Here is a 15,807-nt window from a genome sequence, read left to right on the forward strand (position 1 = left end):
GGGGGATTTTTTATGAAAAAATACTTAAACGCAGCACTCCATAAGCTGACCGTACTTCTGGAATTTATCATTTCATTCGTTCTGGCTGCCGGAATCATCATTCTGCTTGTCCAGCTGATCCTGTCCATGCCAAATGTTCCGGATCTGAATATTTATCCAAATTACGAAGACCTGGTAGAAACCTGTTTCAATCTGATCATTGGTGTCGAGCTGATCCGTATGCTTTATCAGCACAAGCCTTCCACTGTGTTTGAGGTGCTGTTATTTGCCATCGCCAGACAGGTGATCATGGCACATAACAATCCGGTATCCAGCCTGATCGGTGTGATCTCCATCGCACTTTTATTTGCAACCAGAAAGTTCCTTTTTATTGAATTTGATGAATCTGAGAAAATTATTTTCCGTGCTACTACAAAAGCACGAATTGTAAACAGCATCCTGCACGTCCATATTCCATATGAAGATGAACAAACCTTATATGACGTGATCACTAAAAGATTTGAACAGGAAAAAACAGAAATTGGTGTTGGTGCAAGTACATTCTTCGATAATTTTGGTCTGCGCGTTGCCAAAATGCATAACGGCAAGATCAGTCGTATCGAAGTAATCCGCTCCATACATTGACAGAATTTTCTGATAATTCAGTTTTCTTTACAGAATTTTAATAATTTTTTTGCATTTACCATTGCATCTCTCCCCTATGATAGAGTATAATGTAGCTATAGCCGGAAGGATATAAAAACTATCTATACATCCTGCCGGTCAAGCTCTTATAGATGCACTTATCTCCGTACATACTATGAGAAATATGAGAAAAAAGGAGTTGAGCTGTATGAATTTTATCATTAGCGGAAGAAACATTGACATCACACCTGGTCTCAGACAGGCTGTAGAACAGAAATTAGGAAAACTGGAAAAGTATTTTACTCCTGAAACTGACATTATCGTTACACTCAGTGTAGAAAAAGAACGTCAGAAAATCGAAGTTACGATCCCTGTAAAAGGAAACATTATCCGTTCCGAGCAGGAAAGCAGCGATATGTATGTATCCATTGATCTCGTAGAAGAAATTATCGAGCGTCAGCTCAGAAAGTATAAAACCAAACTGATTGCAAAACAGCAGGGCGGACATGATTTCCGTCAGGAATTTATTGAATCCGATACTTCGGCAGCAGAGTCAGACGAGATTGAGATCGTCCGTACCAAACGTTTCGGCATCAAACCAATGTTCCCGGAGGATGCCTGCATTCAGATGGAACTTCTCGGACATAACTTCTACGTATTCAGCAATGCTGAGACAGACGAAGTCAATGTCGTATATAAGAGAAAGAATGGAACCTACGGTCTGATCGAACCGGAATTCCAGTAAACCAATAAGCTCATACAGAGAACCTGCTGTCTGCAGTTCCTCCTGTATACTAAGACATTAAAACCCCTATACAGAACGGATTCTCCGTTCTGTATAGGGGTTCTTTTTCCTGTTCTATTCCTCAAAAACCAGGATTTCTTTTCCATCCTCCGCAAAATAGCAGCTGTCTCCTTTTTCGATCACAGCCTGTCCATTTGTTCCCTCTGTAATCTCGGAAACCACACATTGCTCCTGATCATAAGGCAGAATCACTTTCATCAGCACTTTATCCGTATACTGTGTATCCTGCACACTGATCTGCCGTTGTCCGAGGATATACTGGATCTTCCCAAGTCCGGTATAATCCGTTCCAATCTCATACCGGTAACCCAGGCGCTTTGTGATCACAGTACTTGCCTGAAGACCTTCCTTTACTGCTCCCTGATAAGCCCGCACCAGACCACCTGTTCCCAGAAGCGTCCCGCCAAAATACCTGGTCACAACAACCGCCGTATCGTGAAGACCTTCCCCTGTAAGCACATCCAGCATCGGTTTTCCTGCTGTACCTGCAGGCTCCCCGTCATCACTACATCTCAGAGTTGGATTTGTTACACCGATCACATAAGCAAAACAGTTATGTCTTGCGTCCCAGTATTTTTTCTTCACTTCTTCTATAAATGCCAGTACTTCTTCTTCTGAGTGTACCGGTCTTACCGTTGCGATAAAACGGGATTTCTTTTCAACAATTTCCCCTTCTCCTCCCCGGTATACTGTTTTGTATTCTTCCTGCATGTCTGCGTTTTTCCCTTCATTTTCCTTATATTTTCACTATTCCCAGTATACAAATCTATTTCTTCAGATGCAAGAAAATTACAAAAATGTTACAATTTCCCTATATTTCCGAAATTTTTCTTAATTTTGTAAAATGGAACATTGAAGTTTTCAATTTTTCCTTTATTTAGATTATCAAGTTTGATATAATATTGCAATATGAAGGAGGAAGCATTCATGAATTATGGAAAGCGAAAAGCTTCTAAAAAACAAAAACGCATAACATCGAAAAAGAATATGCACAAAAAGAAACTGGGCGTTCGCCTTTTTAAAGGTTTTCTATTATGTATCTTTGTCTGCTGTATCCTCGCAGCGATCGGAGGTGGCTTTATCATCAAGCATGTGATTGATAATGCACCTGAGATTACAGCTGACAGCATCAAACCACAGGGTTATACGTCCACCGCACTTGCAGATGACGGCACGACAACAATAGCCGAATTCACCGGTGCAGGTGCCAACCGTGTATATAAGACGATTGATCAGATCCCGAAGGATCTGCAGCATGCATTCGTCGCAATCGAAGACTCCCGTTTTTACAAGCATAACGGTATTGATATTCAAGGTATTATCCGTGCTTTTGTTGTTGGTATCACTCATGGTGGCAACTTCTCTGAAGGAGCCAGTACCATTACCCAGCAGCTGATCAAGAACAATGTCTTCCCTGACTTTGTAAATGAAAACACTTTTGAAGAAAAGCTGGAACGTAAGATCCAGGAACAGTATCTCGCAATTCAGGTTGAAAAGCAGCTTGATAAAGATTCAATCCTTGAAAGCTACCTGAACACGATCAACCTTGGTCAGGACTGTCTGGGAGTACAGTCAGCTGCACAGAGATATTTTAATAAGGATGTCAATGAACTTAACCTTTCCGAATCTGCAACCATCGCTGCAATCACACAGAATCCGGGAAGATACAATCCGATCACCAATCCGGAAGACAACGCAACCCGCCGCAAAAAAGTTCTGGATAATATGCTCGATCAGGGCTGGATCGACCAGGCTGCCCATGATGAAGCACTGGCAGATGACGTATATTCCAGAATTCAGAACGTAAATACACGGATCGAAGAGACCAACACCGTCAACTCTTATTTTGTTGATGCCCTGTCTGAGCAGCTGATCGAAGATCTCACCTCAGAAGACGGACTTGGATATTCCCAGACACAGGCAGAGAACGCACTGTACAGCGGTGGTCTCACCATTTATTCAACTCAGAATCTTACGATGCAGAACATCTGTGATGAAGAATTGAATGATGACAACAATTATCCGGCCAATATTGACTGGGGTGTTGATTATGCCCTCACAGTCTATCATACTGATGGCTCGGTAGATAACTACAGTGCCGGACACCTGAAACAATTCGGGGCAGATCAGTACGGTGATGATGAAGGACTTCTCTTCGGATCACAGGAAGCTGCACAGGAAAGAATTGACGCATTCCGTAACAGTCTTCTCCAGGATGGCGAGACCTATGATGAGTATGTCAACCTCTCTCCACAGCCGCAGACTTCACTGACCATCATCGATCAGAAAACAGGGCAGATCAAAGCTCTTGTCGGTGGCCGTGGACAAAAGACAACCAACCGTGGACTGAACCGCGCATACAAGGGTTCTACCCGTAACGCAGGTTCTACATTCAAGATTCTTGCCGTATACGCTCCGGCATTGGACAGCGCAGATCTTACACTTGCTACCACCGAAGTTGATGAAGAATACTACTATCAGCACGACCTGGAACATCATCAGGTTCATAACTGGTGGGGCGATTACTATAAAGGTACCGTAACATACCGTCAGGCGATCGAACAGTCCATGAACATCATTGCGGTAAAGACATTGAATAAGATTGGTATCAATCTTGGTTTTGAATACTGCGAGAAATTTGGTCTTTCCACACTTACCGAAGACGATGCTGTAGAGTCTCTTGCTCTTGGTGGTATTTCCCATGGTGTTTACAACTATGAACTGACAGCAGCCTATGCATCCATTGCAAACGGCGGTGTATATAACAAACCATCCCTGTACACAAAGGTATTGGATCATGATGGTAATGTCCTGATCGACAACTCCAATCCGGAAAGCCACACTGTGATCAAAGATACAACTGCAGCACTTCTTACCAACGCCATGCAGGATGTTGTCACAAAGGGTACTGCAACCGATGCACAGCTCAATAATATGCCTGCATCCGGTAAATCCGGTACAACCTCCGACAACCGTGACTTCTGGTTCGAAGGATTTACACCGTATTATACCTGTGGTATCTGGATGGGTTACGATGGTAACCAGGAAATGTCTGAAGGAAGCTGGAACTATCATTTCAAGATCTGGGCTAAGATCATGAACCGGATCGATGAAGCTTTGGGACTAACCTACAAAGACTTCGCGATGCCAGGTTCTCTCGTTCAGAAGAGCGTATGTACAATTTCCGGTAAACTTGCCGGTTCCGGCTGTCCGTCACAGACCGAATGGTTTGATCCGGATACTGTCCCGACCGAGACATGTTCCGGACATGCAAGCAAGTCAACTACCACAAACAGTACAAAAAATTCGAATGACAAATCCGATTCTAATAGTACAACGGGTGGAAACTCCTCCGGTAACTCTACCGGCACTAATGGGGATACTACCGGTGGTACCGGCGGTGATTCCGGCAATACCGGCGGTGGCACTGATTCCGGTAATAATAGTGGCAATTCTGGTAATACCGGTGGCGATTCCGGTAATACTGGTGGCGATTCCGGTAATACCGGTGGCGATTCCGGTAATACCGGTGGCGGCACTGATTCCGGCAATACCGGCGGCTCAGATTCTGGCAATGGACAATAAGAATCTATCATCCAATTAGAAAAAGAGATCAGTGAATATTTGAAATTCACTGATCTCTCTTTTTTATCTATCAATCTGGTTTCTATTTCTGATATACGATCTTACCTTCAATCATCGTATAGTATACCATCGCATCGGTATCAAGTCCGAGTTTTCCTTTCATTACAATAATATCTGCATCTTTTCCTTCTTCCAGGCTTCCCAGACGGTCTTCTACGCCCAGCACTTTTGCAGCATTGATCGTAACCGTTCTTACTGCTCTCTCCTGTGCAAGTCCTTCACGCACTGCTTCTCCCACATGATGATACAGGGATTCTTCACTCAGAATCGGTGAATCAGTGATCATCGCCACATTCACCCCTCTGTCATCCAGCATTTTTACAGCTTCCACATCGATTTTTCTACGTTCTCCAGGGCTACGGTAAGTTGCAATCGGTCCGTAGCATATATCGCATCCGCTTTCCACGATTTCATCCAGATAATCGGTTGCTCCCCATGCATGTTCTAATGAGAAGTGTACGTTGTATTTTTTCGCAATCTCGATTGCTGTGAGCATATCATACTGTGTACAGTGGATCTTACATGGAATTTCTCCTTTTAAAGCCAGGCAAAGAGCTTCCATATCCGGATCATACTCCACTTCTTTATTCTGTTCTTTGTCTTCCATGTATTTCTTTGCTTTTGCAAAGGTATCATCCAGAACCTTAGCGATTCCCATTCTTGTCATCGGAAGTCTTCTCTGATCTCCGTATGTATTTTTCGGATTACCGCCAAGAGCAATCTTTACAGCACATGGAGATTTGATTGTCATATCAAACACATTGTTTCCATAAGTTTTAAGTGCAAACGGAAGTCCGCAAAATACATTTCCGCTTCCCGGAGTCAGAAGCATGGTTGTGATTCCGTGCTCATAAGCTACTTTAAATTCTCTTGCTTTTGGATTTGTTCCAAAACGTGCATCAACAGAAAGAGTAACCGGATTTGTCATCTCATTGGCATCGTCTACACCCGGATCCACATTGAAATCAAATAATCCGATGTGAGAATGTGCATCGATAAGTCCCGGAAGAACATAATATCCTTCTGCCTCAATGAGCTTATCTCCATCCTCTAAGCAGTCTTCACTGATATGTTCTGCTACTTCTTTGATCTTTGTTCCTTCGACGAGAATATCCCCCTGAAAGATGCCCTTATCCTCTGTCATTGTATACAAAATACCATTTTTGATTAATGTCTGCATTACGATAATACCACCTTTCCATTTATCATACAAAACTGTACGTGTGCCGCATAAGATTTTACAGGATGATCACTGTAAATTGTGATGTCCGCGTCTTTTCCAACTTCGATACTTCCGATCTGATCTGCAACACCAAGCATCTCGGCTGGCTGGATCGTCATCATTTTTACTACATCCTCGGCATCGATTCCTGCACGATATACTTCGATTGCACTCCAGATGAATACTTCTCTACCTTCAGAAGCACCTTTGCATGTGTTTGTAAATGCGATGCGGTTTCCGTTTTCTACCAGTTCTTTTAATCTGGAAAGGTCGATTTCATGTTTGGAAATCTGTGACAGATTGCTGAAATTACCAAAGATAATTCCAACTTTCTTTTCTTTCAGTTCTTCAATCGCATCGCCAAATTCAAATCCATCTACGATTGTAAGCTGGATATCTTCATCTTTCAGAAGCTCCATAAGACACTGAATCTCACCTGCAGTTTCTGCAGCGATGACAAATGGCATCTGATATTTCTTCAAAAGGTCATCTTTTCTGATTGCTTCTTTGAGCAAATGGAAAATTCCCATTCTTGTTTTCGGCATCTGGTTACTTGCACCATATACATCCTTAACGGTTGAGCATACGCTCCCCTTCATTGCTGCGTGCTCTTTTACAATACGGTTTGCCATATGATCCGGAGCTGTCTTACACACTGTAATCTGTCCTCCGATCACATTGCTGTGATCCGGTGAAAATCCAACAGATGTAATTCCTGATTTGTAGAATTCCTGTGCATTCACTTCATCTGGATCGATGGCATACTTCACGCTCAGATCCGGATTGATTACATTTGTAGTTTCTGCATTATCTCTGTAACGAGTCGGAATCCCCATAGCTCCGATAGAAGAATGTGGATCGATGAAACCAGGGAAAACTTGTTTTCCGGTTGCATCGATAATTTCTGCATCTGCTTCGCAGATATTCTTTTCGATTTTCTTAATCTTTTTCCCCTCGATTAAGATATCATAGTTTTCGAGCACTTCACCCGTTCCGGTATGAATGGTTCCATTTTTAATTACATACATAATCATTTCTCCATTTACTTTTATTTTTTACCTTAAAGTGCCATAGAGGTTTTGCAACCTCTATGACATTTTTGTTTAATTTATATCTCTAAAAGACATGCTATTTTTCAATATAAACCTTTGAGAAATCAACCTGACCAACTGTAGAAACGAAGTAGTTCTTCACATATTTCTTAACAAATGTAGGTGCTTCTTCAACATAGGTAGGTTCGATCAATCCTGACTTAACAACCAGTTCTTCTGCCTGCAAATAAAGCTCTGCCTTCTTCTGGTCATCAACTTCAAATTTTGCTTCATTCAGAAGTTCCTGATATTTCTTAGGATCTTCTCCAGACCATCCTGTCTTTTCTGCGTTGAAATATCCATTATCCGGATCGAATAACTGAAGAAGAGCACTTGGTTCATTGTAGTATGGTCCCCAGCCGCCTGTTGCGATATCGTAATCACCGGCGTCAATCTTATCCCACATGATGTTCCATTCCATCATATCGATTTCGATATTGATTCCAAGAACGCTTTCCCACTGCTGTTTCATCCATTCAGCAATCTTTTTAGATACTTCAGATGTACCACGGCTTGCATAACGGATTGTCACTTTTGACGGGTCTGGATCTTTACCAAGTTCTTTTAACCCTTCAATAAGTAAAGCTTTCGGATCTTTGATTTCATCCTGAAGTTCCTGAACGAAATGGTTCTTTCCGCCAACTAATTCTGTGTATGTTTTTTCCCCAACCTGAATGGTATCTGGCATCATAGAATAAATCGGAACACCTTTTCCATTACGAAGAGTATCGATCATTTCCTGACGGTCATAAGCTACTGATAAAGCCTGTCTGATCTTTTCATTGCACAGATATTCGTTTGCTGCATTCAGCATGAAGAATTCCGGTGCACTATCCGGAACCTGATAAGATTCAGATTCTCCCTGTTCTTCGATAGTCTTTCCCCAGTTTGCATCCGTTGTACCGATCACATCCAGTTCACCGTTGATATAAGACTGAACTGCAGTACCTGATTCCTGAATGATCTTGCTATTGATCTTGTCAAGCTTCACATCGTCGGCTCCCCAGTACTGATCATTTCTTACCAATACCATCTCTGTATTCTGACTCCAGCTTTCAATCTTGAAAGGTCCGTTAAATACAGTCTTTGTTTCTGATGTTGCATAGTCGCTTCCGAGTTTTTCATACATTGCTTTGTTTACCGGATAAGCTGATGAGGAAACCAGTTCCAGGAAGTAAGATGCCGGGTGGATAATTTTGATTTCCAGTGTATCTTCATCAATGGCATGTACACCGATTTCTTCCGGTTTCTTTCCCTGATCGTAAAGAGCTTCTGAGAAGTTCTCGATAATTCCATCAAACAGCCATGCATTTGTTGCTGCAACGGATGGAGTTGCCATCTTCTGGAAAGTAAATTCAAAGTCATTTGCAGTTACTTTCGTTCCATCGCTCCACTTCGCATCTTTGTTCATGTGGAAAGTATAAGTAAGTCCATCTTCACTGATATCCCAGCTCTCTGCTGCAGCAGGCACGATTTTATAGGTATTTCCTTCCTGAGTTACTCTTTTAACGAGTGGATCCAATACCATGTTAAATGCTGAGTTATCCGGGCCAGTTGTGTTGATCAGCGGGTTCAGTCCGACAACCACACTGTTGTTGGAGATATTCAGAACCTGTTCTGTTTTTCCGTCAGAACTAGCTTTTTTGTCATCTCCGCCACATCCGGCAAGACAGCTGACTGCCATTGCTACTGCGAGTCCCATCGCTAATGTTTTTCTTTTTTTCATAGTCTTCCTCCTTTATATCCAGCAAGATTACTCTTGCGGGTGATCTTCCATCAACTCTTTTGCTCTATGACAAGCTACAAAGTGTTCCGGTTTGAGTTCTTCAAGCTGCGGTGTCTCCTGATGACATTTTTCTGTTGCATATCTGCATCTCGTCACAAATCTGCATCCAGGTTTTGGATTAACCGGGCTTGGGATCTCTCCCTCGAGTCGAATTCTCTTCTTCTGTTCTTCTGTGTCCGGATCCGGGATCGGAATCGCTGCCATCAACGCTTTTGTATATGGATGAAGTGGATTCTGATATAATTCATCACTCTCTGCAAATTCAACCATATTTCCCAGATACATTACACCGACACGGTCTGAAATATGTTTTACCATAGACAGGTCATGTGCGATAAAGAGATAGGTCAGGTTTTTCTTCTGCTGAAGTTCGATCAGCAGGTTGACAACCTGTGCCTGAATGGAAACGTCAAGAGCTGAAATCGGCTCATCGCAAACGATGAATTCTGGTTCGATAGCAAGTGCTCTTGCGATTCCAATACGCTGTCTTTGTCCGCCTGAGAATTCATGAGGGAAACGAAGCGCATGTTCTCGGTTAAGTCCGACCAGTTCCAGTAATTCATAAATCTTTTCCTGGCGTTCTTTTCCGGTATAAAGCTTGTGAATGTCAATTCCTTCCCCGATGATGTCACCGACTGTCATTCTCGGATTCAGTGAAGAATATGGATCCTGGAAAATAATCTGAGCTCTCTTTGTAAACTCTTTCTTTTCATTTTTATTCAGTTTATTAATATCAACTCCGTCAAAAAGAACTTCACCGCCTGTAGCCTTGTAAAGCCCCATAACTGTCTTTCCACAGGTTGTTTTACCACAGCCGGATTCTCCTACGATTCCAAGAGTCTCACCTTTATAGATCTTAAAGTTTACCCCATCCACTGCCTTCAGTGTCTGGTTTCTTCCAACCTGAAAATATTTCTTCAGGTCTTTCACTTCGATCAGTACTTCTTTTTTATCCATGGTTACTGTCTCCTCCTTATCATATTCTCAGGAAGATTGCTCACATCCGCTCTTGGATCATGAAGCCAGCAGTTGCATTCCTGTGTATCACTGAATTTTGTAAGCTCCGGATATTTCTTTCTGCAGATATTCATTCCATACTCACAACGCGGAGCAAAAGAACATCCAACCGGCGGATTGATAAGATCCGGCGGCGTTCCTTTTAAGGAATATAATGTTTCTTTGTTTGTAGAATGAATCTTCGGAACGGAATCCAGAAGAGCTCTCGTATAAGGATGTGTAGACTGATAGAAAATCTCTCGTACATCACCACGTTCTACAATTTTTCCTGCATACATCACCTGAATCTTATCTGCAACACTCGCTACAACACCTAAGTCATGGGTTACGAGGATCATCGCCATATCCAGTTCTTTTTGCAGTTCTCCGATCAGTTCCATAATCTGTGCCTGAATGGTTACGTCCAGAGCAGTTGTCGGCTCATCCGCAATCAGGATCTCCGGTTTACATGCAAGTGCGATTGCGATCATCGCTCTCTGTCTCATACCGCCTGAAAATTCAAACGGATACTGTTTCATTCGTTTTTCTGCATTTGGTATTTTAACCAGCTGCAGCATTTCTAAAGCTTCTTTATATGCTTCTTCTTTAGAAATCTGTCTATGGATCAGAATACTTTCTGCAATCTGATCTCCGATCTTCATGGTCGGATTCAGTGAAGTCATTGGATCCTGGAAAATCATTGAAATCTTGCTTCCTCGAATGGAAACCATTTCATTTTCTGACTTTTTCAGAAGATCTTCCCCGTGGAACAATACTTCAGAGTTTTCACCTATTATTGTGTTCGATTCTGGAAGCAATCGCATGATTGCTTTTGAAGATACTGTCTTACCACAGCCAGACTCTCCTACAATCGCAAGAGTTTCTCCTTTATGCAGATTAAAATCAATTCCTCTTACTGCATGTGAGATTCCGGCATAGGTCTTGAAAGATACCTCCAGGTTTTTCACTTCCAGTATTTTTTCTTTCATCTTGTAGTTCCCCCTTTTATTTTCTCAGCTTCGGATCCAATGCATCTGAAAGTCCATCACCGATCAGATGGAAAGTCAGCATTGTAAGTACGATCATCAGACATGGGAAGAACAATTCATGTGGGTAAAACATAAGCTGCTGCTGTCCTGCTGATGCAAGTGCTCCCCAGCTGGTTTCCGGTGGTCTTACTCCAAGTCCGATATAACTTAAGAAAGCCTCACTGAAAATAAATCCCGGAACTGACATCGTGATATCAACCATAATAATTCCAAGTGTATTCGGAAGAAGATGTTTGACAATAATACGTCCGGTTGATGCACCAAGTGCTGTTGCTGCCTGCACATAATCCTGTTCCTTGATCTGAAGGATCTGTCCTCTTACCATACGCGCGGTTCCTACCCACGCGGTAAGGCTCATTGCAAAAACAAGGGAGAACATACTTCTTCCAAGTACCATGGATAAAATTACTACAATGATCAGATATGGCAGGTTTCCGATAAATTCGCAGATACGCATGATGATGTCATCTACCAGTCCGCCTTTTAATCCTGCCAGCGCTCCAAGAAGTGCTCCGATCACAAACATTACCAATGTACAACATAAACCAATATAAATTGAAATACGTCCACCTACACAGACACGGGTAAAGAGATCTCTTCCCATATCATCTGTACCAAACCAGTGTGCACTGCTTGGTCCCTGATTCTTGATCGACGCATCGATCAGCTGATAATCCTGTCCTGTGACCATTGGTCCGATAAACAGGAGCACTACGATCAGGCCTAATAATATAAGACCAAATATTGCAAGTTTGTTTTCCCTGAATCTTCTCCAGACATCCGCCCAATAGGTCAGGGATTTCTCTCCGATATCTTCACCAGATAATCCTTCCGTCCCAACACGTTTAAAATCATCTGATTCATTCCATTCTTCTGTCATTACTACCTCTTTTGTACTCATCAGAAGCCCTCCTATTTCTTACCTTTTGCAACTCGGATTCTCGGATCGACGATTCCATACAGAATGTCTACTACAATCAGCGAGCCAACGAACAAAATAGCAAAGAAAATTGTAAGACCGATTACCATCGTATAATCATTATCCGAAACTGCTTTTACATAGTAGAATCCAAGTCCCGGAATCGCAAACATACGTTCAAGGATGAATGATCCTGCAAAAATTCCTGCCAGAGAAGGTCCGATCATAGTAATGATAGGAAGCATTGCATTTCTCAAAACATGTTTCCGTACAACTCTCTTCTTTGTACATCCCTTTGCTTTTGCTGTAATAATATAATCTTCTCCGATAACAGATAAGGTACTGCTTCTCATATATTTTGTATAAGATGCGATACCGCCGATCGCATATGCGGCAACCGGAAGAATATAATGTTTCATTTGTCCCCAGCCGAATACCGGCACCAGTTTCCACTTAAATGCCAGAAAATACTGCAATACAGATGCAAATACGAAACTAGGAACACAAATAGCTAATACAACGAGTACCCTTATGACATGATCCACCGGTTTTCCCCTGTTAAGAGCCGCTACCATTCCAAGACATATACCAATCGTTGTCTGGAAGAGTAGTCCCAACAAACCTATCTTCGCTGATACCAGCGTATTGTTTTTAATAATGTCATTTGCTGACTGACCGGTATAAATAATAGATTCTCCGAAGTCTCCTGTTGTAAGAAGATTCTTCATATAAGTTGTATACCGTTTTACTACCGGCTGATCGAGTCCGTATTTCTCACGGATAATCTGCTGTGCCTGTTCAGGCATCTGACCAACCTTCGCAGCGATCGGATCTCCGGGAGCACCTGCTACCAAGAAAAATGTCGCTGTCGTAATCAAGAACAATGTCAAAACAGCATATGCCAGCCTTTTCCCAATAAATTTAACCATACCTTCAGTTCCTTTCTCCTTTTTTCTTTTGATTTTCATACAGAACATGCGGGACAACCATGTAGTGTAATTCTATCTCTTTACAGATATCTTCGACTGTCCCTTTATGAAACAGATCCAAAATTCTCTGATGATTGATGTGGACCACATCAAATGGTACCAGAGTTTTTGTATCCATCGTATAATATGCCGCCGTATTCCCTCCTTCCAGTATTTTCCAGATTCTATGAAGTTTTTCACTGTGTGCGGTCTTCACAATACATTCATGGAACTGTTCATCGAATTTTATAACATCATACAGATTTTTCTGATTGGCCGCTTTCTCCATGGAAAGGACAAGCTTCTGCATCTCTTCATCCTGTTCTTTGCTGATCTCTCCCCCGCACATCTGCACTGCCAGTTTCTCAAGCGTAGACTGGATCAGGTATGTTTCCTGCATCTCTTCATAAGTCATCGTCTTTACTACGCAGCCTTTCTGCGCTTCATATACAACCAACCCTTCTTCTTCAATCTGCCTGAGAGCTTCTCTTAAGGGACCTCTGCTGACTTTCAGCTCTTCTGCTACTTTTGCCTCTATAATTCGTTCTCCCGGTTTGATCTCTCCTGATAAAATCTTATGTCTTAAAATTTCAACTACTTGCTCTCTTAATGTTTTACGTATTATCATTTTGTCTTCCTTTTCACAATTTTTTAGAGTTCATAGGCTTATTTAATAATGTTACTACGATAAGTCTACATCATTTTGTGCAGAATGTCAAATGTAAACATTTGTTATTCTGCATTTTCTTCTATAAAAAACAAAAATCTTGCAAGAATGTTAAATATTTCTCACAAGATTTTTGTTTTTTTATAATATCTTTCACTTATTTCAGTACCAGTTTTGCTGCTCCGCAGATTCCTGCATCATTTGCAAGTTCTGCGAGTGCAAATTCTGTATCTTTGTCTGCAAAGAATGCCATTTCTTTAAATGGACCTTTGATGTAATCCAGCAGAACCTCTCCGGCTTTTGATACCCCTCCGCCGATTACGATAACCGCCGGATCACAGGCAGCTGCAAGGTTCGCCAGCGCATGTCCCAGATACTTTCCAAATTCAGTTGCGATTTCGATTGCAACTTCGTCTCCGGCTTTCACTGCATCAAACACTTCTTTCGCAGACATCTCTGCCACATTTCTGAGGGTACTTGGTTTCTCATCTTTTGCAAGACGCATATTGGCAAGTCTTGTGATTCCTGTTGCAGAAGCATACTGTTCCAGACAGCCTTTCTTTCCACATCCACAGGTTTCTGTCTCCTGGTAGTTTACACACAAATGACCGATCTCTCCGCCAGCACCGTGTGCCCCTACAAGGCACTTTCCATCCACGATGATTCCACCGCCAACACCGGTTCCAAGGGTAACCATAATAACATTCTTGTGGCCTTTTCCGCCACCTTTCCACATCTCACCAAGCGCAGCTACATTTGCATCATTCCCCGGAATCACTTTCATTCCGTCAAGAAGCTCTTCCAGTTCACGTGTCACTTCTTTGTATCCCCATCCGAGATTTGCTGTATTCTGAACAATTCCATCCTCGGTTACCGGTGCCGGAAGCCCCATTCCAAGTCCGATGATCTGTTCCTTCACCAGTTTCTTTTCTGCCATCTTTGCTTTCACTGCCTGCGCAATATCCGGGAGGATTGCTTCTCCCTGGTTCTCAGTACGTGTCTTGATCTCCCATTTGTCAAGAAGCTCTCCGTCTTCCTGAAAAAGTCCCATCTTTACTGTCGTTCCGCCTATATCGATACCAAAACAATATTTCATCTGTCTCCTGCTCCTTACATATTCTTTTTTAGATTTTCTTGTACTCGGCGGTACAGCTCCTGCGCTGCGTTATAGCCCATTTGTTTCTGTCTGTGGTTGACTGCCGCTGATTCTACGATAATGGCAACATTACGTCCCGGGCGGATTGGAATACTGTGACATACAACCTTATTACCAAGAAATTCTGTATACTCCTCAGTAAGTCCAAGCCTGTCGTACTCGCGATCCTTGTTCCAGTCCTCAAGCGTAATGACGAGATCAATATTTTGTGTCTCTCTTACACTCTGCACACCAAACAGCGTCTTTACGTCAATGATACCAATTCCGCGAAGTTCAATAAAATGGCGGGTAATATCCGGTGCTGTACCAACAAGAGTATCATCACTGACCTTCCGGATCTCCACCACGTCATCTGTTACCAGACGATGACCTCGCTTGATCAGCTCCAGTGCCGCCTCACTTTTACCGATACCGCTGTCTCCCATGATCAGAACACCGACTCCATAACAGTCCACCAGTACCCCGTGAATTGAAATACACGGTGCCAGTTCCACTTTCATCCAGCGGATCAGTTCTGCTGAAAAGGAAGAAGTCTGTTTATCCGTAATAAATACCGGAATATTGTTCTTCACTGCTTTCTCCAGAAATTCCGGATCCGGCTGCAGATTTCTGCAGAAAATAAAGCATGGAATCCCATACTCAAGCAGTGTATCATATATTTTCATCTTATGCTCATATTCCAGTGTCTGCAGATAAGTGTACTCTACATATCCGATAAGCTGAATCCGTTCGCAATCAAAATGATCAAAAAATCCGGCGAGCTGAAGTGCCGGACGGTTAATATCCGGAATTTTTACTTCCCGCTGTGTCATATCGACATCCGGAGTAAGATTTCTAAGTTCCATCTTCTCTACGATTTTTGTTAATGTAACTCCCATA

At 42.4% G+C, this 15,807-nt stretch carries 14 protein-coding genes; 3 read left to right on the forward strand and 11 right to left on the reverse strand.

All coding sequences use genetic code 11. The features are described 5' to 3' along the window. Nucleotides 1–12: 12 nt before the first annotated feature. Entirely contained in the window at nucleotides 13–624 is a 612-nt protein-coding gene (locus NQ556_RS11220; protein WP_008374483.1) for a transporter, read from the forward strand. Nucleotides 625–832: 208 nt separating this feature from the next. Further along, the gene (hpf, locus tag NQ556_RS11225) at nucleotides 833–1,369 is read left to right on the forward strand and encodes a ribosome hibernation-promoting factor, HPF/YfiA family (protein ID WP_022220288.1); all 537 of its coding nucleotides are present in this window, start codon (nucleotides 833–835) and stop codon (nucleotides 1,367–1,369) included. A gap of 114 nt (nucleotides 1,370–1,483) precedes the next feature. On the opposite strand, the gene NQ556_RS11230 is transcribed toward hpf, so the two are convergent. Continuing rightward, entirely contained in the window at nucleotides 1,484–2,140 is a 657-nt protein-coding gene (locus NQ556_RS11230) for a YigZ family protein (protein ID WP_008374480.1), read from the reverse strand. Between the two features lie 216 nt (nucleotides 2,141–2,356). On the opposite strand from NQ556_RS11230, the gene NQ556_RS11235 reads away from it, so the two are divergent. Continuing rightward, nucleotides 2,357–5,014, forward strand: a complete 2,658-nt coding sequence (locus NQ556_RS11235) for a transglycosylase domain-containing protein (protein ID WP_044999207.1) — start codon at nucleotides 2,357–2,359, stop codon at nucleotides 5,012–5,014. 82 nt (nucleotides 5,015–5,096) lie between these two features. Here the strand turns inward: NQ556_RS11235 and NQ556_RS11240 are convergent, their stop codons facing one another. From NQ556_RS11240 to hprK, 10 genes are all read right to left on the reverse strand, one after another. Further along, the gene (locus tag NQ556_RS11240; protein WP_008374474.1) at nucleotides 5,097–6,254 is read right to left on the reverse strand and encodes an amidohydrolase family protein; all 1,158 of its coding nucleotides are present in this window, start codon (nucleotides 6,252–6,254) and stop codon (nucleotides 5,097–5,099) included. Then, nucleotides 6,254–7,324 carry an amidohydrolase family protein gene (locus tag NQ556_RS11245; protein ID WP_055246734.1) on the reverse strand — a complete coding sequence of 357 codons (1,071 nt, stop codon included), beginning with the start codon at nucleotides 7,322–7,324 and terminating at the stop codon, nucleotides 6,254–6,256. The genes NQ556_RS11240 and NQ556_RS11245 overlap by 1 nt, the downstream gene beginning before the upstream one ends. 100 nt (nucleotides 7,325–7,424) lie before the next feature. Beyond that, complete coding sequence (locus tag NQ556_RS11250) at nucleotides 7,425–9,113, reverse strand: peptide ABC transporter substrate-binding protein (protein ID WP_008374467.1); 1,689 nt, start codon at nucleotides 9,111–9,113, stop codon at nucleotides 7,425–7,427. A 27-nt stretch (nucleotides 9,114–9,140) separates the two neighbouring features. Continuing rightward, nucleotides 9,141–10,130 (reverse strand): ABC transporter ATP-binding protein, encoded by a 990-nt coding sequence (locus NQ556_RS11255; protein WP_022220293.1) that lies wholly within the window; start codon nucleotides 10,128–10,130, stop codon nucleotides 9,141–9,143. A 2-nt stretch (nucleotides 10,131–10,132) separates the two neighbouring features. Continuing rightward, nucleotides 10,133–11,158, reverse strand: a complete 1,026-nt coding sequence (locus tag NQ556_RS11260; protein ID WP_022220294.1) for an ABC transporter ATP-binding protein — start codon at nucleotides 11,156–11,158, stop codon at nucleotides 10,133–10,135. A 16-nt stretch (nucleotides 11,159–11,174) separates the two neighbouring features. Continuing rightward, a complete protein-coding gene (locus tag NQ556_RS11265; RefSeq protein ID WP_008374461.1) occupies nucleotides 11,175–12,119 on the reverse strand; it encodes an ABC transporter permease in 945 nt (314 codons plus the stop codon). Nucleotides 12,120–12,130: 11 nt separating this feature from the next. Continuing rightward, complete coding sequence (locus NQ556_RS11270) at nucleotides 12,131–13,066, reverse strand: ABC transporter permease (protein ID WP_044999327.1); 936 nt, start codon at nucleotides 13,064–13,066, stop codon at nucleotides 12,131–12,133. A 4-nt stretch (nucleotides 13,067–13,070) separates the two neighbouring features. Next, complete coding sequence (locus tag NQ556_RS11275) at nucleotides 13,071–13,733, reverse strand: GntR family transcriptional regulator (RefSeq protein WP_008374458.1); 663 nt, start codon at nucleotides 13,731–13,733, stop codon at nucleotides 13,071–13,073. A gap of 196 nt (nucleotides 13,734–13,929) precedes the next feature. Next, complete coding sequence (locus tag NQ556_RS11280) at nucleotides 13,930–14,868, reverse strand: ROK family glucokinase (protein ID WP_008374456.1); 939 nt, start codon at nucleotides 14,866–14,868, stop codon at nucleotides 13,930–13,932. A gap of 14 nt (nucleotides 14,869–14,882) precedes the next feature. Next, a complete protein-coding gene (gene hprK / locus NQ556_RS11285) occupies nucleotides 14,883–15,806 on the reverse strand; it encodes an HPr(Ser) kinase/phosphatase (protein WP_008374454.1) in 924 nt (307 codons plus the stop codon). Between the last annotated feature and the right edge of the window lies 1 nt (nucleotide 15,807).

The sequence above is a fragment of the Coprococcus comes ATCC 27758 genome, assembly GCF_025149785.1.
GTDB lineage: Bacteria > Bacillota > Clostridia > Lachnospirales > Lachnospiraceae > Allocoprococcus > Allocoprococcus comes.